The following is a 24,682-nucleotide window of genomic DNA, read 5'->3' as shown; positions in this document are numbered from 1 at the left end:
ATGCAAATGTTGCGACAGTTCCGGGTGATGGTGCAAATAGGCGACCAAATCATCCAGATCGATGATCGGCGTGACCGTCAGGCCGTGCAAGTGAAATCGCGCAAAGTTACGCACGCGGCTCGCAGTCTGCGGCAGCGTTATCAAGCCTACTGCGACAATGAACTATCTTTTGCGGAATTCGACGCCAGCGTGCAAGGCTGGATCAATCATGTGCGTTTTGCCGATTCGTGGGGACTGCGGCAGCATGTTCTGCGGTTATTTCGGATCAAACCCGGCGATCTTCGACAAAAATCGAACACCGCTTTGCGGCGCTGCATAAAGCTGTATGATGGATGAAGCTTGACTGATCCACTCTGCCAAAGACCCAGCAAAAGTAAGGCGCGATAACCGCGAGACACTGCACCGGAACGGAAGATTGAACAGATACTTATTTGCGATGCTTCCAATAATCCGGATCGCGATGCAAGTTCATGATGGCCGGAATGAACAATCCATTAGGTTCAAGCGAATACAAAACACCGTACGGGAAGCGCCTGACCAGGCAACGCCGGATATCACCTTCCAAAACAGGCCATGCGTTCGGATAAATAAGCGAGCGTTGAATCGTTGCATATACTTCGATGGCAAAATCATAACCAAGTCCGGTTTCAATCTCCTCGTAATAGTCGATCGCTTGGTTAAATTCGCTTTCCGCATCAGAGTGAAACCAGTCATTTATTCTTGAAAACGCTGCCAGATCCTATCAAAGACTTCGTTACCCGGTATCGCGGCACCAACAGATCCGGCACGCATTTCCATCAAGCGCTGGCGAGCGGTTGCTATCCATTTTTTATCAATTTCGGATTCAGGTTGATTGAGACTGCGAAGCAGAGAATCGACGATCATCACGCGCTCTTCTACTGGAAGCGCAGTAATTTCTTCGATCATTTTTTTTGAATTCATTGTTATTACCTTTCTGCAAATCGGTCACATAAATTCACGCAATGATAACATCCAAACTGCTCACGCTTACCGTAATCCTGAACGGTTACCGGATGTGACGATCATTCTGTTACATAAAATTTTCGTGAATCGTCTTTTCGTGGTGGGCTGAATAAAGGTTAATAATTCACGCCATACCGATCCCGATACTGCTGCACCGCATGCAAATGTTGCGACAGTTCCGGGTGATGGTGCAAATAGGCGACCAAATCATCCAGATCGATGATCGGCGTGACCGTCAAGCCGTGCATCTGTTGCACTTCCTGCACCGCCGAGCGCTCACCGGTGCCGCGTTCCATGCGATCAAGCGCGATCACGACACCGCCGGGTATTGCACCCGCGGCTTTGATCAATTCGACCGATTCGCGCACCGAGGTGCCGGCGGAAATCACGTCGTCGACGATCAACACGCGACCTCGCATCGGCGCGCCGACCAACACGCCGCCTTCGCCGTGGTCTTTGGCTTCCTTGCGGTTGAAACAAAACGGATAGTTTTTGTCCATTTCGGCCAGCGCAATCGCAATGGTGCTGACCAGCGGGATGCCTTTGTAAGCCGGACCGAACAAAGTATCGAACGGAAGCTCGGCATCCATGATCGCTTTGGCGTAAAATTGCCCGAGTTTGTGTAAGGATTCGCCATCATTGAATAACCCGGCGTTGAAAAAATACGGCGACAAGCGCCCTGCTTTGGTTTTGAATTCACCGAAGCACAGCACGTTGCGTTCGATGGCGAATTGAATAAACGCTTGCCGGAAATCGGACATAACCAGGATCACTCTCAATAATAAAAAGAAGATGCAAATTATAACGCTGAACTTAAACGGCATTCGCGCCGCCGCGAAAAAAGGTTTTCTCCCTTGGCTGGCCAAGCAAACCGCGGATGTCGTATGCGTGCAGGAATTGAAAGCGCAGTTGCTCGATCTTTCCGCCGAGATGCAAGCGCCGGATGATTATCACGGCTATTTCCACTGTGCCGGGCAGAAAGGCTACAGCGGTGTCGGTATTTATACGCGCAAGCAACCGGATCGTGTCGTCGAAGGCATCGGCATCACCGACATCGATGCCGAAGGACGATTTCTGCAAGCGGATTTCGGCGATTTGAGCATCGTATCGATTTATCTGCCGTCCGGTTCGAGCGGCGAACACCGGCAAGCAGCAAAATTCTATTTCATGGAACATTTCCTCCCGGTGTTGCAAACCCTGATGGCCAGCGGACGCCAAATTATTTTATGCGGTGACTGGAATATCGCGCACCAGCAAATCGACTTGAAAAACTGGCGCTCGAATCAGAAAAACTCGGGATTCCTGCCGGAAGAGCGCGCCTGGCTGACGCATGTGTTCGATCAAATCGGTTTTGTCGATGTGTTCCGCCGCCTGAACAGCGATCCCGAGCAATACACTTGGTGGTCGAATCGCGGACAGGCTTGGGCGAAAAATGTCGGGTGGCGCATCGATTACCAAATCGCCACACCGGCGATTGCACAAACCGCACGGAGCGTTTCGATCTTCAAAGACGAGCGCTTCTCCGATCATGCGCCGCTGATTGTTGATTACGACCATACGCTATGACCGCTTCGACATCCTCCGGTTGGTTGCAGGCGTTGCGGGTTTATACCCATCCGCGCGTGCTTGGCATGCTATCGCTGGGTTTTTCCGCCGGATTACCGCTGCTGCTGATCATGGGTACGTTGTCGTTCTGGCTGCGCGAAGCGGGTATCGATCGCACCACCATCGGTCATTTGAGTTGGATCGGTTTGGCGTACAGCGTCAAATGGCTATGGTCGCCATTGGTCGACCGGCTATCGCTACCGTTATTGACTGGTCTTTTGGGACGGCGGCGAGCATGGCTGCTGCTATCGCAAATCGTTATCGCTAGCGCCTTGGTGGGGATGGCCATGACCGACCCGGTTATGAATCTTCAGCATTTGGTGTTTTTCGCATTGGCCGTAGCGTTTGCATCAGCCACGCAGGATATCGCGCTGGATGCCTATCGCATCGAAGCGGTCGCATTGGAACTGCAAGGCGCGATGGCGGCCACTTATCAAGCCGGTTATCGCGTCGCGATGATTCTGGCTTCCGCCGGAGTATTGTGGATTGCGGCGGCGGTCGATGTCAGCGCCGATGTGTACGATCATGCGCCGTGGCGCTTCGCTTATCTAATCATGGCGGCGAGCATGGCGGTCGGTATTGTGACTACACTCATCATCCGCGAACCGGATGTGCCTTACAGCCGTACTGTTTCCGAAAATGAACAAATCGCGCAACGCGCCTTGGCACATTGGGTCATGCCCGTTCGCGTTAAAGCATTGCTGGTTTGGTTATACGGCGCACTGATCGCGCCGTTCCGCGATTTTCTAACACGGCATGGCCGGAAAGCATTGCTGATCCTCGGTTTGATCGCGATTTACCGTATTTCCGATGTCGTCATGGGCGTCATGAGTAACCCGTTTTACGTCGATATGGGCTACAGCAAAGACGAAGTCGCCACGATTTCCAAAGTTTACGGCGTCATCATGACCATCGTCGGCGCCGCTATCGGCGGCGTGCTCACCGCAAAAATCGGCATCATGCGCACCTTGTTTCTCGGTGCGGTATTATCCGCCGCAACCAATTTGTTATTTGTCTGGCTTGCAGGACGTGGCCACGATGTCAGCGGATTGATTTTCACCATCTCCGCCGATAATCTTTCCGCCGGCATTGCATCCTGCGCATTCATTGCCTATCTGTCGGGCTTGACCAACTCAGCCTACTCGGCGACCCAATACGCGTTATTCAGTTCGGTCATGTTGCTGCTGCCTAAGTTTATCGCGGGTTTCAGCGGGCAATTTGTCGATGCTTACGGTTACGAAAACTTTTTCATAGCCACGGCCATTTTGGGTTTGCCGGTGTTGATTCTGGTCTGGCTCGCCGGGCAAGCGAAATTCTCCACTACTGATTCATAGCAGCAACTCATCATGTCTCATGTTCCTCATACAACCAGTCCAAAAATTGAATACCAGGCGTTGATACAAAACGCCGAGCTGAAACCCGACGCCGATCAAGCCAATGCGGTCGATGCACTTGAGCGCTTACACCTGGAACTATTTGATTTACCGCTTGACAGCCCGCGCGGCGAACGCTCCAAATCAAACTGGTCCACCGTTTTGTTTGGCTGGCTGAACCACGACAAACCGGTTCCGAAGGGCATTTATCTCTACGGCGGTGTCGGGCGCGGCAAATCGATGCTGATGGATTTGTTTTATGCCACAGCGCCGATCGCATCCAAACGGCGCGTGCATTTTCACGAATTCATGCTCGATGTTCACAACCGGCTCAAAACTTGGCACGAGCTTTCCGCACGCGAAAAAGTACAGCAAGGCGGGCGCGCCAATGATGACGATCCGATGCCGTTCATCGCCCGAAAAATCATCCAGGAAGCGCGATTGCTCTGTTTCGACGAACTCCAGGTAACCGACATCGCCGATGCCATGGTGCTCACGCGGTTGTTCAAAGAGTTGTTTACACAAGGTGTGATCGTGGTCGCGACATCAAACCGGCCACCGGATGAGCTCTATAAAAACGGCCTGAACCGCCAGCGGTTCCTGCCATTTATCGAGCAAGTAAAGGAAAAGCTGGAAATCATTCCGCTGCAAGGCCCAACCGATTATCGCTACGATCGTCTGCAGGGGGCGCAAACCTATTATTTCCCGATCAACGAAGAAACCAGTTCGCAATTATCGGCGATTTTCTTTCGTTTAACCGACCGCCAAATTAAAGATCGCGATAAGGTGCCGAGTGAAACACTCAATGTGCAGGGACGGTCATTATTCGTACCCAAGGCGGCGCGCGGCGTCGCGGTTTTCTCGTTTAAACGGCTCTGCGCCAACCCGCTCGGCACCGCCGATTATTTGGCTATCGCCCGCACTTATCACACCGTGATCATGGTTGCAATTCCGCAGTTCACTGAAAATAACAACGACGAAGCCCGGCGTTTTATCCATCTGATCGATGCATTGTATGAACACGGCGTCAAATTCCTTTGCTCCGCTGCCGTACCATTGCCGGAACTGTACGCCGGCGGCGACATCGGTTTTGAATTTGAACGCACTGTTTCACGCTTGACGGAAATGCAATCGGAAGCTTATCTCACCAGAGGTCACGGCAAAACTACGGGGGCTTGAGTAAGATTTGCCCTATCTGTAGAGACTTTATTAAATCGCAAAGCAAGCCAACACACCCAGATAGAAAGCAATTTCGGTCAACTGTTGCATGGCGCCTAAACAATCGCCAGTGTAGCCGCCGATGCGCTTATTCAGAATCAGGCTGAACCACACCCAGACAATCATCACCGGCACCATGCCCCAATACCAGGAAGACGGCAGCCAAAGCAGCGGCAATAAACCGAATAAAGCGGCAACACCGAGATGAACCGGCGATATGCGGGTCGCAATAGGTTTGGATTTTCCGGAATATTTCACATAGCATTGCGTTGCCATGACCATCACCGCACAAAAACGGCTCAAACTATGGCCCGCGATCAACAAGACCGGTATCAGCGCAGGCGTGAAATGGGTCAATGCGGTAAATTTCAACAACAATGCCATAACAATGCTCACCGCGCCATAGCTGCCAATCCGGGAATCTTGCATGATTTGCAATACGTGTTCCTTTTCCCAGCCGCCTCCAAGACCATCGATCGCATCCGTCAGTCCATCTTCGTGAAAAGCACCGGTGAGCCATAAAGTAGCGACCATGCTGAGCAATACCGCAATATCTTGCGGTAACACTTTGCCGGCAAGCATGTAAACAATGGCTGCAAAAGCGCCTACAATAATGCCCACCAAAGGAAAATACTTGGCGGCCAAATTCAGCTCCTGTTCCTGAAAATCAGGAAGCGCGGGTACCGGAATACGTGTAAAAAAACCGATGGCAAGCAACAAGCTGCGCCATTCTTGCTTAAGCAAGGAGCGATTCGAGGGGGGAAAGTTCGACGGAGTCGTCATGGAAACCGAGTGTAGCGGCAAGCGGTTTCTTTGGCTAGTGTCGGCGCGATGCGATTCGTACGATATCCAATATCATGACGTTGCCACCGTGTGATAAAAACCATAGCCCGCAAGTAGCGCATGCCGCATAATAACCCGGCATTGTTCCAGCCGTTCAATCCATCCTTGGCAATAAAGGAGAAAATCATGACAGTTCTCAGAAAAAACACGGTTTTTCAAGTTTTATTGATCATTGTAACGTTCAGCTTCTTTCAACCTGCATGGGCGGAAAAAGCATCCGGTGAATTCACCGCACAGCAAGCCTGCCCGGCTTTCGTATCAAAAAATAAATCGACCAACCCGGATAATGCAAAAATTCTGACCGGAAACAAATATGCGATTACCGAAGTCCTGACGGCAAATAATCCCAGTTGGTATCGCGTGGTTGTTCCTACGGCCAATCCGCAAGAACGCTGGGTCAGCGCAAGCTGCGGGGAAGCGGAGCTTAGCGGTGGTGGTGGTGGTGGCGGTGGTGGCGGCAGTTGCAATACCGCCGGTCAGGCCGATAGTTATGTGCTGGCGTTGACATGGCAACCGGCCTTCTGTGAAACCAAACCGGATAAGAAAGAATGTAAAATTACCGACCCCAAAGTTTATCAGGCCAGACATTTCACGTTGCACGGCTTGTGGCCTAACAAGGATGGCTGTCAGAAGAATTATGGATTTTGCGGCGACATTAAAAGCCAGAAACCTGAATTCTGCGATTACCCGGCTGTTCAGTTGGATGACGATTCCCGTATTTCATTAGCGGAAGTGATGCCGAGCGTAACCGCCGGCTCTTGTCTGGAGCGGCACGAATGGCATAAACATGGCACGTGTCAGACAAAATGGCCGATGGAAGAATTCTTTGATTTGTCCGCCGATTTGGCGCGACAGTTTAACGATGCCGGCATGGCGTATTTCATGAACCGCAGAATCGGCCAGCAGGTCCGCACCGAAGACTTTATCAACCGCGCCACGGCGGTACTGGGGCCGGCTGCCAAAGATCGCATTAAGCTGATTTGCGATAAAAATATGTTGGTAGAAGTTCAGATCAGTCTTAGTATCGATCTGGCGCCCGGTATCGATCTGGAGAAATTGCTAACGAATGCGCCGGCGCAAGATAAATCGCAATGCGGAAACACGTTCCTCGTGGATGCGATCGGTCAATAGCAGCCTATTGATACGGCCGACGGGAACCGGCATTCCCGGACAAATGGGTATATCCTGAAATAATCTTTAACCTATAACTGAAAATTAGATATGAACATACTGATCACAGGCGCAACGGGATTCATTGGCCGGCAGTTGGTGCGGCGCTTGCGGCAGGGGCATCATATCATCACCGTGCTCAGCCGCAACGCCCGGAGAGCCGGTGAAATACTCGGCGTACCGGCGTACGGTTGGGATTATGCCACGCAGGATGTCCCTTCTGAAGCAATAAAGGATTGTCAGATTATCATCAATCTGATGGGTGAAAATCTGGGCGAAGGCCGTTGGACCCAAGCACGCAAGCATGAAATTTACGCCTCGCGTATCCTTAGCACCCGCAAACTGGTTGCTGCCGCACCGGACAGCTTGCATACTTTCGTCTGCGGTTCGGCAATCGGAATTTATCCCGGTATCGGCGACGAATGCTACGATGAGTCGTATGCCGTGCCGGAACAGCTCGGTTTCATGCAATCGATTTGCCATGACTGGGAGCAAGAGGCGGCAAGAATCGAAAGCAACGGCGTTCGCCGGGCCAGCATCCGCACCGGTGTGGTACTCGGCGATGGCGGTATGCTGCGCAAGCTGCTGCCGCTATTCAAGCTGGGATTAGGGGGACCGGTCGGCAACGGCCAGCAATGGCTACCGTGGATACACATCGACGATATCGTATCAATTTACATTGCCGCCGCGCTGGATTCGCGTTATCAAGGCCCGATCAATGCCGTGGCGCCCAATCCGGTACGCTATCGGGAATTCACCGCGGCATTAGGTCAAGCGTTGCAGCGTCCGGCATTTTTCCCGACACCGACGTTTATTCTGAAATTGGCGTTAGGCGAAGCGGCGGCGCTAGCATTGAACAGTTATCGCATTGCGCCAAAACGGTTATTGGAAGAATTTGGCTTTCAATTCAAATTCCATGACTTACCAACGGCATTAGCCAATTTGTACCGGCAGCATTAATTACTTTCTCGCAGCGTATGACCATACCGCTCGTTGTCTTTTGGTTCCGGCGCGATTTAAGGTTGCACGATAACGCCGGCTTAGCGCAGGCGCTGGCATCCGGACATGCCGTGTTACCGGTGTTCATTTTTGATACCAATATCCTGACCGGATTACCCCAAGACGACGCACGCGTCACGTTTATTTTCGATACCCTGCAAGCGTTGCGCGCGCAACTCGAGCACAAGTATGACCGTTCGCTTGCGATCTATTATGGCAAGCCACTGGAGGTTCTCGAACGCATCTTGCATCTATACCCGGTTACTGCGGTTTACACCAACCATGATTACGAACCTTATGCACGTGAACGCGACGATGCCGTGCGGCAATGGCTCAGTACGCAATCGGTGGCGTTTTATAGTTATAAAGACCAGGTGGTGTTTGAAAAGAACGAGGTCGTCAAGGAAGATGGCAATCCTTATAGCGTGTATACCCCATATATGCGCAAATGGCGGTCGTTGCTGAATGACGTTGCATTAGCGATGAATCCGAGCATCGAGCGATTATCCGGGTTCGTCAAACGTCCGTCACTCCCCAATGTAACGCTGGCCGATATCGGCTTCATCCGTTCTGCAATTTCGGTTCCACCTTATCAGCTCAATATCGGCAAACTGCAACGCTATGCCGCGGACAGGGACTTTCCGGCACGGCAAGGCACGTCTCAGTTGGCGCCGCATTTGCGCTTCGGTACCGTCAGCATCCGCCAAATTGTGCAGCAGACGCTCAATATCAGTGATAGCTTTTGCAATGAACTGATCTGGCGGGAATTCTTCAGTCAGATTCTCTGGCATTTTCCGCAAACAGCATATAAAAGCTTCAAACCGCAATACGATCGCATCCGATGGCGCAACGATGCAGCGGAATTCCAACGCTGGTGCGAGGGTACCACCGGTTACCCGTTGGTCGACGCCGGTATGCGCCAGCTCAATGCCACCGGTTCGATGCACAACCGCATCCGTATGGTCACCGCCAGCTTTCTGTGCAAGCACTTGCTGATCGACTGGCGCTGGGGTGAGGCTTATTTCGCTCGGCAATTACTGGACTATGACATGGCAAGCAACATCGGGAACTGGCAGTGGGTTGCAGGCTGCGGTGCCGACGCGGCCCCTTACTTCAGAATTTTCAATCCGACCACGCAAATCGAGAAATTCGATCAACATTTCGAATACATCCAAACCTGGGTGCACGACTGGCATACTTTCACCTACCCCGCACCGATGGTGGACCACGCTACCGCACGCGCACGCTGCTTTGACGCTTACCGGGAAGCAATCGGTTAGGAGAAAGCGATAGTTTTTGTAACCCGAAGCATGTAGTAAATGAAATTTTGGTCCACTCAATCACTTATCAAAGTACCAAGGATAAATCACTAATTAGGTGTTTAGTGAACAAAATCTCCGGCAACTTCGCAAAATTCCACGAATTTCACCCCATTTTCTACGAGGAATATACGGTTATCCGATGCATTAACAATTCCATCCTTTTTTTTTTAATGTTATGCTTAATATGAATAAGTCGTTTTCTTATTCGATTTGAAACCATGTCTCTCTAATTTAGGAGATCAACAGGTTGCATAAGCAGATGATTTTCTATGACAATATCTTTTTACTAGAAAAAGACTCATTCAGGGTTACAGAAGAAGATTTTAGGAGATATGGCTTGTAGCTGATGAAGTTTCAACGTGACATTAAATTTGTTGATAAACATTTTTATTTTAATAACAAAGGAGATTCTCATGAAATACATACTTTTAGCTGCTGTTCTCTTAACTTTTACATTTACATTGACCGCATGCGGCAAAGAACCTGGCGAAGGTAAACCGGGTCAATATCCGCCTAGCCTGTATAAAGATGAATCAGGCGACAGATTAGGCGCTCCTTCCGGTCAGAAATAATAGACTGATTAATTTCCAAACGGCTCCTGTTTATTATCAGGGGCCGTTTTTATATCAAACCATAATGGCATTTTGGTTGATAACCTTCCACACGCGCATGAACATAAGTTATGAAGATGCGCTCTCCCGTAACTGCGGAATCACATTTTTTCCAGGCGCCAATTTGATGAGATTATCAACTACAATGCGATCTCCGGATTTCAATCCATCCATAATGATCCAATCTTTGCCGATCCAATCCCCTACGGTTACCGGTCGCTGCATAACCGCATTCGCTTCATCAATTACATAAACATACCGCCCAAGATCGGAAGTCAATACTGCAATTTGCGGCACCACAAAAACTGCTCTGGATTCCCCTGCAATCACACGGACACGAGCAAATTGCCCCGGCAGAATCCGTTGATCGGTATTATCGAAAGTAGCGCGCAATTGTTGCGTACCCAGCAGCGGATCGATTTTACTGGCGGCAAAATTAATGGTTCCCTCCTGCTGATACTCGGAACCATCCGGTAAAATCATGACCACTTTCCGGACATTGTTGCTATGCAAATGCCCGCCGAATTTCGTCAATTCATTATCCGAGAAACTGAATCGCACCCAGATTGGCGACAATTGCGCCAGTGTAGTCAACACGCTGCTATTAGCCGACACCAATGCACCTTCAGAGAAAAGCGATCGGCCCGTAACGCCCTGAATGGGCGCCGTGACAGTGGTATACGATAAATTAAGCTCCGCTTGCTGGGCACGAGCTTTCGCCGCTTGCAAGCCAGCCACCGCTAACGCCAAATCCGCCGCTGCCAAATCATAAGCCCGCTGGCTGACGAAGTTCTGCGCCAATAGTTGCCGTTGACGCAGTTCCTCACTTCGCGCACGCATGACTTGCACATCTTGTTCACGCAATTCCGCTCTGGCCTCAGCCAAAGCGTTCCGGAAAGGCTCCGGATCAATCAGATAGAGTGATTGACCGGCTTCCACCGCAGCCCCTTCTGCATACAGGCGCTTGAGGATAATCCCATTTACCCGCGGACGGATCTCTATCTCTTTCGCGCCTTCTGCTTGTGCGATTGTTTCGAGGCTCACCGGAATATTAACCGGTTGCGCACTGATATAGGTTACCGGTATCGCAGAATCTTGGCGTACCGATGGCTGATTTGAGTCGTTTGTTCCACAAGCGGACAATAATAATATGAGCAAGCTGCAACCAAGAGAAGTTGCGTATTTACTCGGAATTGACCGGACTGCATGCAAACATTCCCAATGAGCTCCAGTAATATAAAGATGATGATTCTTCACCTGAAAATTTTCTTCGGACATTAAAATTTAATATCAATTCACCAATGGAAAACCACAAAAGCATAATAGGGTTCTGTATAATAACCCATGACGATAGCATGATGGATGATGAAGTGTTGCACATGTGAAGAAAAGAATTCTTCGTAGTTTTGCCCGCTTGCGAATACGATACTGAACAAAGCTTATCCCTTCAAAATTGTCCTTAGCAATAAATCCCGGCTATTGGAACTGGTAACTCGTTAAAGAATCTCACAACCCATTTGTTAATTATTTTATTGTAATTAGATTATTTCTAAAGGTGCGTTGATATGCTTAACCATATATTTATTGCCCTATTGACTTTCTTCATGTCGACAGCAATTACCGCGCAAGCATCCCTGAAGTTGCCCAAAACCGTAAAAGTTGATCGAGCGGCATTAACCATCGAGGAACCATGCGATCCGATCATTTCACCAGCTTGGCGTGAAGCGCAGGAAATTGAGGGTGTGAAAATCGCCGCGTCACCCGGTTGCAGTCCTGATAACCCTGCGTGGATTGCAGCTGCGGTCAAAGGTACCAATAACATTTCGATGGACACCCTGATGAAGACCGGCTTGTCGCCGGATGCCATCATCAAAACCGACGATCTGGATGGCGATGGCGATCCGGACCGGATTATCATCAAACTGGAAATCATGGAATTAAACGGCAAATCGCCCGATTTCCCAGGATTGGTGCCAACATTTGACATTGCGCCCGGGATACAACCCGGTGCATGGGTATTTGCACCCAAAACCAGTGGCATGTCAACCGAGAATTTCGAGAGCGTCAGAGCTAACCCGCTGTTACGGCTTCCTTCCCCTGTCATCCGCGTTGAAGTAGGCGATATTGTACAAATCGTACTGGAAAACACTCACTATTTCCCGCATAGTATCCACCTGCACGGTGTCGATCATCCATTCATGCATGGGGAACATGGCGGTCAAGACGGCGTACCGCAAACCAGCGAAAGGGAATTGATGCCCGGTGAGCGCCGTGTTTATCAATTCCAAGCGCGTCAGCCAGGTACCATGTTCTATCACTGCCACGTGCAAACGCATACCCATCTTGCCATGGGATTGGGCGGCATGATCGTCATCGAAGAAAACCGACCGAATAATTGGCTGCAAACCCTGAATATTGGTGCTGGCCAAGTCCGTCACCCATCCGTTGCTGTTAAAGAGCAATACGATCAGGAATATGATCTGCACTATCACGCCATGGATAAAGAGCTTGGCGATATCATTAAAAAATACAACGACCCCAGATTGATCGCCCGCGACATGAATCAGCGTTACGACGCTACCGACTCCACTGAAGATTACTATACGCTGAATGGCTTATCGTTCCCGTACACGCTCAGGGAATCGCTGATCATCGTAGAACAGGATCAAAAGATTAAGCTACGCATGTTGAACAGCGGCGGCGAGTTAATCGCCGTCCATACACATGGCCATCATGCCACGATCACACATTACGATGGTGTCGAGCATAATCCGGTGGCGCAAATCATGCGCGACGTGTTTGACATCGCACCGGCGCAACGACTTGACTTGAAGCTGGAAACCATTGATGACGGCAAACATAGTTATGGCGAAGGCGATTGGTTGATTCACGATCATCGTGAAAAAGGAATTACTACCAACGGTATGGCCGAGGGCGGCAGCATGAGTTCTATCGTGTATAAATCTTTCTTGAATGGCAGCGGTATGCCCAAAGTCAGTCATTTTGGCATTGACTTAAGTGCATATTTCACCAAGGAATATTACGAAGGAAGATACCCGATCTGGCAGGATCTTGACGAATGGTCAAGCCTTGGCTCACCGGGTGAACGTGAAGGATTGACGCCTGCGGCGCAAACCTCACTGATCTATGCATTCATCGGTCTGCTGGCAGGACTTCTGATCTACTTGATTTTCGCCAAGCGGGAACAAATCAAACAAGGTGCTGTTGCAACGATCTCACGTCTAAAAAGCCCCAAAGGGAGTAATCAATAATGACTAAGACCACAACACTTACTTTCTTAATCGCCGGTATTTTCACTTTAAGTACAAGCGTATTGGCTCAGCAACAAACCGAATCAAGCGAACAGGATCATGCTCAGCACGATCATAGTGGACATGATATGAGTCATGACGCGCATGATCATAGCGGTCACGACATGAGTCAGGACAGCGGTGCCGCAATTGATCACTCCCAAATGGATCACAGCGACCATGAGCATGACCATGACGTTGATCATTCCACGCACGATACCCATGCGATGGATCACGGCGACATGCATCACCATCACCACATGGATCATGATCACATCATGGATCATGAAGGCACCATGATCATGGGGCAAAATCTGGATACATTACCGAGCAGTTGCCGCAGCATTTCCGAAGAAGTGGAAATTACCGTCCGCGCCGGCAGAAAATATTCCGCAAAATTCCCCGGAACAGCCTTCGCTTTCGATCAGCAAGAGTGGCGTGTCAAGCCGTGCGCCAAAGTCACGTTTCATTTCATGAATGAAGACAATATCCGCCATCAATTCATGATGCACGGCCTACCTAAGTATCTGTACAAATACGGTATGTTTCACCTGGAAGTCACCGGTCCCAAAACAGTATCCGGCACGATTATTGTTCCCGGCGGCGATGATACCTACCTTGTTCACTGCGACATTTCCCATCACATGGAAAAAGGCATGAAAGCACAATTGGTCGTTGGAAATGGCGGCACGGATATACCCGGCATTCCAGGATTAACACCCTACAATATCAACGATACTTACGAAGCGGAAAATTTGCCGACACTCTCGGACAAGGCCGAACAAAGCAAAATGGTCAGACAAATTACGCAATTCACGAACGATAATCTACAAACGTATGGCATGATGCTGATTGGTCTACTGCTTGGATTATTCTGTATTCCTTTGATCCGTAAAATTCCATTGCGCCGTAACAAGGAAAATAAATCGTAAGACAATAAACCCAGATTGATGTGATAACTGGCCGGTTGTGTAGTATTACAACCGGCCTCTTTGCTCTGTTGATTCACATTGACAATAAAAAGCCCCGCTGCCAAAAGCAGCGGGGCTTTTTTCAGTTAGAAAAATTAACTGTTTTTTCTTAACCGGCGACCGGCAAAACCGATTATCCCCAAACCCACCAGCAACATAGCATATGTCTCAGGTTCCGGAACCGGTGCGCTATATTCGACAATATAGGCAATTCCTGCATCTGGACGGTCGTTCCAAAGTCCGCCGCCCCATGGATTGTTGTAAACTGCAAAATCCTCGTTCCCAGCATTGTTAGGTTCTCCTGGTCCCCAGTTGGTATATGTCAGCAGCTGGCCCGCTTCCGGCCCGCTCACCCAGCGCCATTCACCCTCCACTACCGCATCGCTGGCACCCAACCAGGCAGCAGCACCACCTGTGAGTCCGTGTACAAAGGCATTCTCGTCAGCCGAAGTAACAGTAACCAGATGCCCTCCCAAACCGAGGTAGGTATGCGTCGCTGCATCCGCCACCGCATCGCCGAAGCTGAGCGGAGTTGATACAAATTCATACCAGTGACCATTTCCAACCCATTGCACCGGCGCCGCCACGGCACCGGTTGCGGAAAGTAATCCCAGCGATAAAAATATTGTTTTTAGTTTCATTTTAACTCCCATTTTTTCAAAACATGATTGACCAGACGGATATCGCATCCATCAATCTTGCATAGACTTCGAATTCGGCGAATCAATTCGGCCGCCCGATAGCATATGAAAAACCCTTTGCCTGATCGTTATTCATAACTTACTTACCTATGGAAAAAGCCTTTTTCCATATCGTCCTAAGTTTATCTTCTAACCAATCAGTTCGAATTTTCATTTGTCCTGATAAAGTACTAAATTTGTCCTACTTCGATATTTTATTTTGCAGATTGAAAGACGAATATGTATAAAAATCGTGCAGATCAATCAAACTATTAAATCCATTTTCCTTAATGCTACCTGACAATTACCGGCCCTTGACTTACGACCACTCAATCGTCACCGTTTTCAACAAACCATGCGCGCATCACGAAAAACCTTCAGGATTTCCTACATCCAGCCGTAATTAGATCCTACTAGCGATAAAGTCCCTGCAGGTTCTAAATGAAGCATTCCAGCATCCGATACTTAAAATTTTCAGTTGAACATTTTTTCGACAACTGTTCTCAAACCAAGCGTCAAGAGATTCTCTTTTCGCAACGCGCATTCACGCTCGTTGAATTACTGGTGACCATAGCGATTATCGGTGTACTTGCCGCTATTGCGGTACCCACTTACAGCGACTATATCGATAAAGTCAAAGCTATTCAGGCAATAGTCGATATCAAGCACATAGAACAGCTTTTGGAAAGTTATCAGAGCAGCAATGGCAAATTCCCGCCTTCTCTTAATGAAATTGGTGCGCAAAATCTTTTGGATCCATGGGGAAATCCCTATCAATACCTAAATTTATCCGATCCCAATATAAAAGGAATAACGGGTAAAGCACGTAAAGATCACAACTTGGTTCCGATTAACTCGGATTTCGATTTGTACAGCATGGGTAAAGATGGAAACAGCGTTTCACCACTTACGGCAAAAGCAAGCCGCGATGATATTGTCAGAGCCAATAACGGGCGATATATCGGGTTAGCGTCCAAGTATTAGGTCAATAAGATGATTAAGCTAGAAAAAAAATTTCTTCGCAGCAAAGTCGCTCGCCGAATGTTGCTTTTCTTCATGCTGGCTGCTTTTCTGCCTGTTTTGTTTTTAGCTTTCTTAGCTTACTGGGAATCAAACAAACTGTTGGTTACCCAAGCGCATACCCGCCTGGATGCCACCAGCAACATCTACAAAACTTCCATCTACGACAGATTGCTACTACTCAATCAAGAATTAAAAGAAATCTCGCAGCACATCTCCCAAGATCCGCTATCCACAGAACTTGAGGTACGGCTTAGAAATCGGTTCCATCACCTTGCCTTACAATCACCCAGCAGCCCCGCAGTAACACCCTACGAAAATAAAGATATCGGAATCGAGTCATTAAGCGCCTCGGCAATGCAACATTTATCGAGTGGCAAGCCGCTATTATTGACGCAACAACAAAACGGGAAAGCCAGAATTTTCATGGTGCTGGCGCAACAACCGTCCACTCGCGATACCGCTCTGCTCATCGCAGAAATTGTTCCGGATTACTTATGGGGAGATATCGATACTTTTGTATTTGATACCAACCTGTGCGTCTACAGTGAAAGTAACACCAAAATATTCTGCACACATTCACAACCTTACCCAAGCTCAGAAAATATTAATGCGCACACTCGGGGTACCAAAGGAGAATTTATCTGGCAAGAAAACGACAAAAATTATCTCGCCAACTATCATGAAATATTCCTTCAGGCAAAATTTCATACGCCGCGCTGGCTGATTGTAGCTTCTCAACCGGAAACAGAAGCGCTGAATTCTCTTAATAAATTCAATATGATTTTCTGGAGCAGCGTTATTCTTTCGATACTTTTAATTTTGCTGTTTAGCATGATTCAAATCCGGCGAGTACTTGTGCCGCTGGAACAACTGATCGATGGAACCCGTCGTCTCGGTGGTCATGATTTCACCACCAAAGTGACCATAGCAAGCTCCGATGAATTTGGTGAATTGGCATCGTCTTTTAATATCATGAGCGAGAAACTGGGAAATCAGTTTGAAATACTCGCCGCATTATCTGAGATCGATCGTGAAATCCTATCCACTCTGAATATCGAAAAAATTGCCGAAGATGTGCTCAAACATTTACAACATTCAACCGACATCCGCTCAGCAAGTATTGCGGTCATCAACGACAACGAATCGCAACAGATGCGTATTTATCGAATCGATGAAAAACAAAAACAACTTTTGGTCCAAACCGGGATATTGCAAGACACGGCTCGCCAATTGTTAATCCATCATTCCAAGGGCGTCTGGATTGATTACGGAATTATGGGGCAACAATTCGGGATAGAGAAAACAACAAAGATATCGCAGAATGTTTACATTCTTCCATTGAATTGGAAAGATCAAATGGTTGGTTTTATCGCATTGCAACCCCGGATTGATGGAAATTGGCAAATTGACACTATCAAATATATCCAGGATTATGCTGATCGTATTGCTGTAGCGCTTTTCACCAAGAACCGCGAAGAATTACTCGTTCGGCAAGCACGAATCGATGCTCTGACTGGCCTACCCAATCGCTTCCTCTTTATTGAACAGCTACAAAAAGAAATTGCACAAGCACAACGCGCTGAAGGAAAGTTAGCAATACTTTATCTTGATTTGGATCGTTTCAAGAAAGTCAACGACAGTTTTGGACATTCGATTGGCGATCAATTGTTGTGCGATGCAGGCAAGCGGCTACAACAATGTCTACGGGAAAGCGATACGGTAGCCCGCCTCGGCGGTGATGAATTTGCCATTCTCATCAATCAGCTTACCTCAGAGCATCAAGCCACATTCATTGCAAAACACATCATCAATGCATTGGCAGAACCGTTCTTTATTAGAGGTGAAGAAAATATTATCGCGGCAAGTATCGGTATCGCTATCTATCCTCAAGATGGCAAGAATATCGAGGAATTGATGCGTAATTCGGATATCGCCATGTATCGCGCCAAAGCAAAGGGGGGCAGCCAGCATATTTTCTTTGAAGAAAGCATGAATGATGAAGTCCTCAAGCGCGCAACCATTGAAAGAGAACTCCGCCGCGCAATTTCCGAAAAGCAATTCGTACTACATTATCAGCCGCAAATCGACCCCAGAACAAACCTTCCTCGCGGTGTTGAGGCTTTGGTGCGCTGGAATCATCCAACCAATGGTCTGATCGCCCCCGGATATTTCATTCATATCGCCGAGGATACCGGATTGATCGCAGAAATCGGTCAAATTATATTAGCGGAAGCCTGTTCGCAATACCGTCAATGGCTCAACCAAGGAATCTCGCTTGAGTATGTCGCTGTCAATGTATCCGTCAAACAATTTTGCCATCCCAATTTTCTGCAATCCGTTGAAACAGCTCTAAAAGAAAATGCCATGCCAGCACATTGCCTTGAATTGGAAATCACCGAAAGTGTATTGATGGACGATACCGAGGCAGTTTTAAAAGTATTGCATCAACTGAAACAACTCGGTGTACAACTATCAATCGATGATTTTGGAACGGGTTATTCTTCCATGTCTTACTTAGAACAACTGCCTTTCGACACATTAAAGATCGATATATCTTTTGTGCGCAAAATTCAGAACGACGAAAGCGGCGGTACTATTGCCGCCACCATTGCCGCTATGGCGCACGCACTGAGCAAAAAAATAGTCGCCGAGGGTGTTGAAACACAGACACAATTAGACTTTCTGAAAAAACACGACTGTGAGCTAATTCAAGGCTACTTCTTCAGCAAACCATTACCGGCTGAAGATTTGGCTAAATATGTCACCGATCGAATAGAAAAAGATACTGTAATCAATTCAACAACAAATATTGCATGCAATTTTGAGTGAATTGCAGTTACTCACTTGTTGCTATCGTTGTAACACCCGGTTGTCAGCAGATTGCAAATAACCCTGAAGAATTTCTGATGATCTTCAAACCTTAAACCGCACCTGCACGCCACCAATGCCGGGCAGACTCGCAACCGCCTGTTTCAGCTCCCGCACCAGTCCCTCTGCCTGATCAATAGTTTGCAAGATGCTGATCGGCAGATCGATGACCACATCAATCCGTCCGGCTAAATAATGCAATGTGACCGCTTCAACAGCCGCTGCCGGTAATTGCGGCCAGTGCTGTTTGAGTTCTTGAATAATCTGCTCACGCGGTGGCAAATCGCTATTTGGTGAACTGGTTTCGTCATTTTCCGGATCGATATGAATGATCACATCGAAGATTTCATCGACTTGTCCGAGCAAGCGTTGCCGCACCGCATCGCCGATTTGATGGCCTTCCGATACGCTTAAGCGGGGATCGACCTGAATATGTACGTCGACAAACGCATTACCGGCGCTTTTCCGGGTTCTGAGCGTATGAATCGAACGTACGCCGTTAATTGCATAGATATGCTCGCGGATAGCGGAAACTTTATCCGGATCCAAGGCTGCGTCGATTAATTCCTGCGTGCTGGAATGCACCAGACCCAAACCAATTTTAGCGATCATCGCCGCCACAATGATCGCCGCCACCGCATCGAGATACGCGTGTCCCAGCATGACACCGGCAATACCGATCAATACCACGATCGATGAAAATGCATCGGAGCGGCTGTGCCAAGCATTCGCCATCAACATTTCGGAGCGCAACCGGCGTGCGGCTGCAATCGTGTAACGATAAATCCATTCTTTGGAAATGATCGACAGGATTGCAACCAGTATCGCAAGATTGCTGAATTCCAGCAGCACATCCGACTCATTGAGCCGTTGCACGGCGTCGTAGGCAATACCAGTGCCGATTCCGATCAATACCAACCCAAGACTGACGGTTGCCACTGTTTCAATTCGTCCGTGACCATACGGATGTGTCTCATCGGCGGCTTGATGGGAATACTTGGCGGCATATAGCACCATAAAATCGGTCAATAGATCGGAAAACGAGTGAATGCCGTCAGCGATCAATGCTTGTGAGTTGGCCAGCCAACCAACCAGAATTTTCGCAACCCCCAACACAAAATCGAGTAACGAGCCGATCAGCGTGACTTTACGGACATCGCGATAGCGTTGCTGACTAATCGTTTCCACGGAAGTTTTCATATCGGCGATCTCGCTGATTGGTGCGAAAAATTTTTGAGCTTCTTTATCTGATACAGGTTAGTTCTATTTATCCAATCGTGATGGCAACCGCCGGTGCTCGGTTTTAGGATGCTGCGTTAACTGGCAAGCACGGCGGAAAGTCAACAATGTTTTCTGCGCATCCCCCAATACCGTATCTGACGAATAGCCATGCGTACGTGCTGTTTCCATATTTCCTGCCGGTAAACCTGTCAGCAATTCCAATCCTTGCACCACATGCGTCATTGTGTGAATCGCAAATAAACCCTGTGTCACAGCTTCGATCACGGCGCGATCCAGCATCAAGTGTTGACGGTTTTGGGCGGGAATCAACACACCTTGTTCACCGGTCAGACCTGTTTTTTCGCACAGTTTGAAAAAACCTTCGATTTTGTCGTTGATGCCGCCTACCGGCAGCACTTCACCGTATTGATTCAATGCCCCTGTAACCGCAATACCTTGTTTCAGCGGCACCTCCGCCAGCGACGACAATAATGCATAAAGCTCCGCGCACGAAGCCGAATCGCCTTCAATACTGGTATATTCCTGCTCAAACACGATCGAGGCACTGAGCGCCAGCGGCGCCATATGCGCAAATAAACCGGTCAGATAGTTTTGCAGGATCAGCATGCCTTTGTCATGAATCGGACCGGACATATCGACTTCGCGGGCGATATTGAGCACACCATCTTCTCCGGCAAAGGTACGCGCGGTTACTCGCACCGGTGTACCAAAACTATGATCGCCCAAATCAATTTGCGTCAATGCATTCAACTGCCCAATTTCCGATCCTGTTAACGCAATCGTGATTTCACCTTCCAAAATGGCTTCCTGCAAACGCAAATCCGGATAATTATGCCGTTGCAAACGCGCTTGCAATGCCGCTGCGATATCCATCACTTCCACCAAATGACCACGACGGACATTGCATCTCACTGCACTTTCCAAAATCAGCATTTCAGATCGGGCAAAAATCGCACTTTGGCGTTTTTGATCTTCGACTTCCCGATGCGATTCTTCAAGCAAGCACGCAACCGCTGCGGCGGAAAAATGCGGTAATTTCGCATCATCGCATACATGAGAGACAAAAACCGCCGATGCCTGATAAGTTTCCGGGCTGGCAATAAAACTCCCGGAAAAATCCACTTTTACACGGAAACGGCGCATGAATTCCGGATCAGCTTCTTGTAAATCGTAGTATTGATCACGTGATCCGATCAGGACGATTTTTACGTTCACCCCCACCGCTTCAGGTTCGAGCGATGGTGGAGCATTGGAAGCCCAGGCCGATCCCGGTTCTTCGATTTGCAATCGTTTACTGCGCAAAAATCGCCGCAACTTGACCCATAGCTGGCCATCGGTCAATAGGTCATTGAGATGCAACATCAAAAAGCCGCCATGCGCTTTCAATAAATTACCCGCCCGGATGCGCATGAAATCGGTCTTCAGCTTACCATTCTCAAATTGATAGTCGATGCTGCCAAACAAAGCATAAGTGGACGGATTATCCTCAATAAGGACCGGCGCACCGCACGCGTCCGCATTATCCACCACCAAGTTGATTTGATAGTGCGAAAAAAATTGACTTAATTCCGTTTGCCACCGCTCTTCATCGCTATTATCCGACTCAAACAGTGCTAAGTTGGCAAGAATATCCGACTCCATTTGCTCAAAATAACTTCGCAGCCGGTCTTGCTGCTCGAACTGTTTTTGCAAGTCGTTTTGTACTTGCTTTAATGCCTGATTAACAATCGGTTGCACAATACGCTGCCGTAACGCATTCAACGCTTGATCCTGCTCTTTTTCAATGCGTTTGAAGTCTTCAAAATACAGCAGAATCGCATCCCGCAACGCTTGTTCGGATTGTTCGAGCGCGGTCCGGCGTGCCTTAGGCAGCTTCAACATATTTTCCGCCGTCAGAATCTCGCCTTTTTCGTCCAATAAAGTAAAAACAATTTGCTCATCTTCACGATGAATCGCAAAGTGTAGCGATTCGGCAAATTTATCCAACTTGTTGTACGCTTGGTTTGTTTCCAGCTTAAATTTCTTTTCGGCGCGTTCACTTTTAAGCTTGAAATCCTGCCCGCCAAGGCATTGGGTAATTTCTGTCTGCAATGACTTGGTCAATTGCAGCAGCGATTGTCGCAACACACGGCCTTGACCCGCAGGTAACCTCAAAGCCAGTGGCTTTTCAGGCGCAATGAAGTTATGCAGATAGCATAAATCCGGCGGCACGGGTAGATTTAATGCTGTCGTTTGCATCATTTGATGCAGTAAAGAGGATCGCCCTGATCCTTCTTCTCCAAGCACGAACAAATGATAGTCCGGTTGCATCATGTTTAATCCAAAACGTGCCGCCCGTTCCGCGCGTTCCTGTCCGATCCAGGATAATGGATGCTGCAGCAGTACCGACGTATCCCGAAATCCAAAAGAAGCCGGGTCGATGGCAATACGTAACTGAGAGGGATCTAGGGATAGAGTCGACATGTTCATTAATCACAATAAGACGATGATATTTCGCCGCTTGTCGCTATTGTACCGACTTACGGATGATTACGTCACTGCGAAAATTCCGGGCGTCTATCGGATCTAAACAATCGTAATGAGCGAAGAGAAAAAATTAGGAAAGATCTTCTTGATTCTTAGATACATAAAAAATATGCAATAAAAAATTGAGAAAGTATAAAGTCACAATCTCAGCAGCGTTGGTAGCTTAACCTTAAGTCTGCCCCCGTTCATCCCGGCGATACCGATTTATCCCACATTTTATTAGGAAAACGCTGAGTCTTTTCTCATCGTGAGTACCAAATTATCTAGCATTTCCATCGCCCTCGGTTCCCCAATACAGATCTATCGAGTTCTATAAATATCGGAAAACATGTAAATTCTTACGTAAAGTTTTTTACAATCTGTCCGAATAAGCCATGGTAATAAAACATAAAAAAGCTCTAGGAAAAGTAGCGAACGATAATTAAGAAAAGCTGAAAACGTAGTTTACGAAAACAGTGAGTGCGTCTTGAAGCCTGATTCCAACGCAATATGATCGAACGCGCCAACTTCTCGGAGCTTTCTTTAAATTTGAGAGTTCTTACTGCTACTCAAAGAAAGTATCCGATCTAATAAAAATAAGTTTGAGGAATGTCGATGAATCGTGTTCTGATTTGTAATAGTCAACGTAATGAGCTCGAAGCCATTCAGGAAGTGTTGCGCAATAGCTGTATGTTGCATTTAATGTCATCATGGGATAACAACCCCTTGAGTCTCGAAAAAATTGACGCGATTGTTCTCGATGTTAATTTCACCCAAGCACAGGGACTCGATTTTCTAATGGAGATATGCAGTCACCACTATATTCCGGTACTCCTTATCTCCCCGCCGGATGATCCTCAATGCGCCATCGAAGCACGTCGCATCGGCGCCTTCAATTACTGCGTCAAAACCGAAAAGCTTTATTCCGTACTGGAAATGGCCGTACGGGAAATGATTTTTTCCTATAATGACCAGCAAGAATTGAAACATACCATCATGGCGCTTAAAGCGCGGGTTGCAATTCTGGAAGGACAATTGAAAGAAAAAGAAGCCTCCACGCCAACATCGCCAGTAACTGCCAAGGCACAGTCGAACAGCCAGCAGCAACGTGCATCCATGCTGCAGGAAATCGCCAAGCGATTGAATAACGGAGAAATAAATTTACCTTGTTTCCCGAGCATTAGCTATGAATTAGAAGAACTGGTACGAAAAAATGCCGGCATGGATGAAATCGCAACACTTCTGAAAAAAGACATGGTCATCAGCGCCAAACTAATCAGTGTTGCCAATTCACCGCGTTATGGCGGACTTCGCCAGAGTAGCACCATCGAACAAGCAATCAATATTCTGGGTCTCAACACTTCAAAAGAATTCGTAGACATTATCGCGAACCGTGCTTTGTATATGGCGCGAAATCCGAAATACCAGGAAACCCTCAAAAATCTATGGAAGCACGGTGTCGCCTGCGCGCATGCGTCATACTTGATTGCGGGGCTGGCAAAGTTCTCGAAACCGAGAGAAGTGTTCTTCATGGGCCTGATGCACGATATCGGCAAACTGTTTCTGATACAGGTCATTTCGGAATTGCAAATCCGGAATGCAATCGAACCGCCTGCTTCGAAGAAAGCACTGGATGATTTCCTGGAAAAACACCATGGACTTTTTGGCCGTAAGCTCCTTGAAATCTGGAAATTGCCTGCTGAAATCGTGGTTGTCGCGCAATTTCACGAAGCCATCGAGCAAGCGGATACGGTTACCCGTGAGTTACTGGCGGTCGCTTTAGGAAACTTGCTGGCAAAACGTGCCGGGTACGGCATCTTCAACGTAAACAAAGATGACGCGGCAGTTGAACGCATCGCCAAATCCATCGGACTGGATGCGACTCACATTCAGAAAGTCCTGAAAGAACTGATTGCATTCATGGAAGAAACCGGCTTGAGTTTTGACTAAACCCGGC

General features: G+C 48.2%; 21 protein-coding genes. 13 read left to right on the top strand and 8 right to left on the bottom strand.

Annotation, left to right across the window (positions count from 1 at the left end; genetic code table 11):
- On the top strand, positions 1–336 hold a 336-nt coding region (locus tag KF839_RS09340; RefSeq protein WP_292917569.1), incomplete at its 5' end, for a hypothetical protein.
- Positions 337–714: 378 nt separating this feature from the next.
- Here KF839_RS09340 and KF839_RS09335 read toward each other — a convergent pair.
- A complete protein-coding gene (locus KF839_RS09335) occupies positions 715–942 on the bottom strand; it encodes an addiction module protein (protein ID WP_292917568.1) in 228 nt (75 codons plus the stop codon).
- A 158-nt stretch (positions 943–1,100) separates the two neighbouring features.
- Positions 1,101–1,745 carry an orotate phosphoribosyltransferase gene (gene pyrE, locus KF839_RS09330; protein WP_292917567.1) on the bottom strand — a complete coding sequence of 215 codons (645 nt, stop codon included), beginning with the start codon at positions 1,743–1,745 and terminating at the stop codon, positions 1,101–1,103.
- Between the two features lie 31 nt (positions 1,746–1,776).
- Between pyrE and KF839_RS09325 the strand changes: the two genes are divergently transcribed.
- The 3 genes from KF839_RS09325 to zapE are packed head-to-tail and all read left to right on the top strand — an operon-like array spanning position 1,777 to position 5,141.
- The gene (locus KF839_RS09325; protein ID WP_292917566.1) at positions 1,777–2,550 is read left to right on the top strand and encodes an exodeoxyribonuclease III; all 774 of its coding nucleotides are present in this window, start codon (positions 1,777–1,779) and stop codon (positions 2,548–2,550) included.
- Positions 2,547–3,923, top strand: a complete 1,377-nt coding sequence (locus tag KF839_RS09320; protein WP_292917565.1) for an AmpG family muropeptide MFS transporter — start codon at positions 2,547–2,549, stop codon at positions 3,921–3,923. Before KF839_RS09325 ends, KF839_RS09320 begins: the two co-directional genes overlap by 4 nt.
- 12 nt (positions 3,924–3,935) lie before the next feature.
- On the top strand, positions 3,936–5,141 hold the full coding sequence (zapE, locus tag KF839_RS09315) for a cell division protein ZapE (RefSeq protein WP_292917564.1): 1,206 nt from the start codon (positions 3,936–3,938) through the stop codon (positions 5,139–5,141).
- Between the two features lie 30 nt (positions 5,142–5,171).
- On the opposite strand, the gene KF839_RS09310 is transcribed toward zapE, so the two are convergent.
- Together KF839_RS09310 and KF839_RS09305 are read right to left on the bottom strand one after the other, a co-directional pair.
- On the bottom strand, positions 5,172–5,924 hold the full coding sequence (locus KF839_RS09310) for an adenosylcobinamide-GDP ribazoletransferase (protein ID WP_323802059.1): 753 nt from the start codon (positions 5,922–5,924) through the stop codon (positions 5,172–5,174).
- Between the two features lie 35 nt (positions 5,925–5,959).
- The gene (locus KF839_RS09305) at positions 5,960–6,151 is read right to left on the bottom strand and encodes a hypothetical protein (protein WP_292917562.1); all 192 of its coding nucleotides are present in this window, start codon (positions 6,149–6,151) and stop codon (positions 5,960–5,962) included.
- Between KF839_RS09305 and KF839_RS09300 the strand changes: the two genes are divergently transcribed.
- From KF839_RS09300 to KF839_RS09285, 4 genes are all read left to right on the top strand, one after another.
- On the top strand, positions 6,150–7,154 hold the full coding sequence (locus KF839_RS09300) for a ribonuclease T2 family protein (RefSeq protein ID WP_292917561.1): 1,005 nt from the start codon (positions 6,150–6,152) through the stop codon (positions 7,152–7,154). The two genes, KF839_RS09305 and KF839_RS09300, sit on opposite strands and share 2 nt — an antisense overlap.
- Positions 7,155–7,244: 90 nt before the next feature.
- A complete protein-coding gene (locus KF839_RS09295; RefSeq protein ID WP_292917560.1) occupies positions 7,245–8,153 on the top strand; it encodes a TIGR01777 family oxidoreductase in 909 nt (302 codons plus the stop codon).
- A 17-nt stretch (positions 8,154–8,170) separates the two neighbouring features.
- A complete protein-coding gene (locus KF839_RS09290) occupies positions 8,171–9,472 on the top strand; it encodes a cryptochrome/photolyase family protein (RefSeq protein ID WP_292917559.1) in 1,302 nt (433 codons plus the stop codon).
- 455 nt (positions 9,473–9,927) lie between these two features.
- Positions 9,928–10,086, top strand: a complete 159-nt coding sequence (locus tag KF839_RS09285) for a hypothetical protein (protein WP_292917558.1) — start codon at positions 9,928–9,930, stop codon at positions 10,084–10,086.
- 108 nt (positions 10,087–10,194) lie between these two features.
- Here KF839_RS09285 and KF839_RS09280 read toward each other — a convergent pair whose 3' ends face one another.
- A complete protein-coding gene (locus tag KF839_RS09280; RefSeq protein ID WP_292917557.1) occupies positions 10,195–11,403 on the bottom strand; it encodes an efflux RND transporter periplasmic adaptor subunit in 1,209 nt (402 codons plus the stop codon).
- Between the two features lie 287 nt (positions 11,404–11,690).
- On the opposite strand from KF839_RS09280, the gene KF839_RS09275 reads away from it, so the two are divergent.
- Together KF839_RS09275 and KF839_RS09270 are read left to right on the top strand one after the other, a co-directional pair.
- Positions 11,691–13,397, top strand: coding sequence for a multicopper oxidase domain-containing protein (locus KF839_RS09275; protein ID WP_292917556.1), 1,707 nt, complete (start codon positions 11,691–11,693; stop codon positions 13,395–13,397).
- Positions 13,397–14,368 (top strand): cupredoxin domain-containing protein, encoded by a 972-nt coding sequence (locus KF839_RS09270; RefSeq protein ID WP_292917555.1) that lies wholly within the window; start codon positions 13,397–13,399, stop codon positions 14,366–14,368. Before KF839_RS09275 ends, KF839_RS09270 begins: the two co-directional genes overlap by 1 nt.
- Positions 14,369–14,502: 134 nt before the next feature.
- On the opposite strand, the gene KF839_RS09265 is transcribed toward KF839_RS09270, so the two are convergent.
- Positions 14,503–15,048, bottom strand: coding sequence for a C-type lectin domain-containing protein (locus KF839_RS09265; protein WP_292917554.1), 546 nt, complete (start codon positions 15,046–15,048; stop codon positions 14,503–14,505).
- 480 nt (positions 15,049–15,528) lie between these two features.
- Here KF839_RS09265 and KF839_RS09260 point away from each other — a divergent pair, with 480 nt between their 5' ends.
- Positions 15,529–16,071: a type II secretion system protein gene (locus tag KF839_RS09260; protein WP_292917553.1), complete on the top strand. Its 543-nt coding sequence runs from the start codon at positions 15,529–15,531 to the stop codon at positions 16,069–16,071.
- Positions 16,072–16,080: 9 nt separating this feature from the next.
- Positions 16,081–18,939: an EAL domain-containing protein gene (locus KF839_RS09255; protein WP_292917552.1), complete on the top strand. Its 2,859-nt coding sequence runs from the start codon at positions 16,081–16,083 to the stop codon at positions 18,937–18,939.
- 84 nt (positions 18,940–19,023) lie between these two features.
- On the opposite strand, the gene KF839_RS09250 is transcribed toward KF839_RS09255, so the two are convergent.
- Together KF839_RS09250 and KF839_RS09245 are read right to left on the bottom strand one after the other, a co-directional pair.
- On the bottom strand, positions 19,024–20,178 hold the full coding sequence (locus KF839_RS09250) for a cation diffusion facilitator family transporter (protein ID WP_292917551.1): 1,155 nt from the start codon (positions 20,176–20,178) through the stop codon (positions 19,024–19,026).
- A gap of 63 nt (positions 20,179–20,241) precedes the next feature.
- A complete protein-coding gene (locus KF839_RS09245; RefSeq protein WP_292917550.1) occupies positions 20,242–22,683 on the bottom strand; it encodes a Lon protease family protein in 2,442 nt (813 codons plus the stop codon).
- Between the two features lie 657 nt (positions 22,684–23,340).
- Here KF839_RS09245 and KF839_RS09240 point away from each other — a divergent pair.
- Positions 23,341–24,675 carry an HDOD domain-containing protein gene (locus KF839_RS09240; protein ID WP_292917549.1) on the top strand — a complete coding sequence of 445 codons (1,335 nt, stop codon included), beginning with the start codon at positions 23,341–23,343 and terminating at the stop codon, positions 24,673–24,675.
- Positions 24,676–24,682 lie beyond the last annotated feature (7 nt).

The sequence above is a fragment of the Nitrosomonas sp. genome, from assembly GCF_019635155.1.
GTDB lineage: Bacteria > Pseudomonadota > Gammaproteobacteria > Burkholderiales > Nitrosomonadaceae > Nitrosomonas.
Note: the sequence above shows the minus strand (reverse complement) of the source record. Positions and strands in the feature narration are given on the sequence as shown.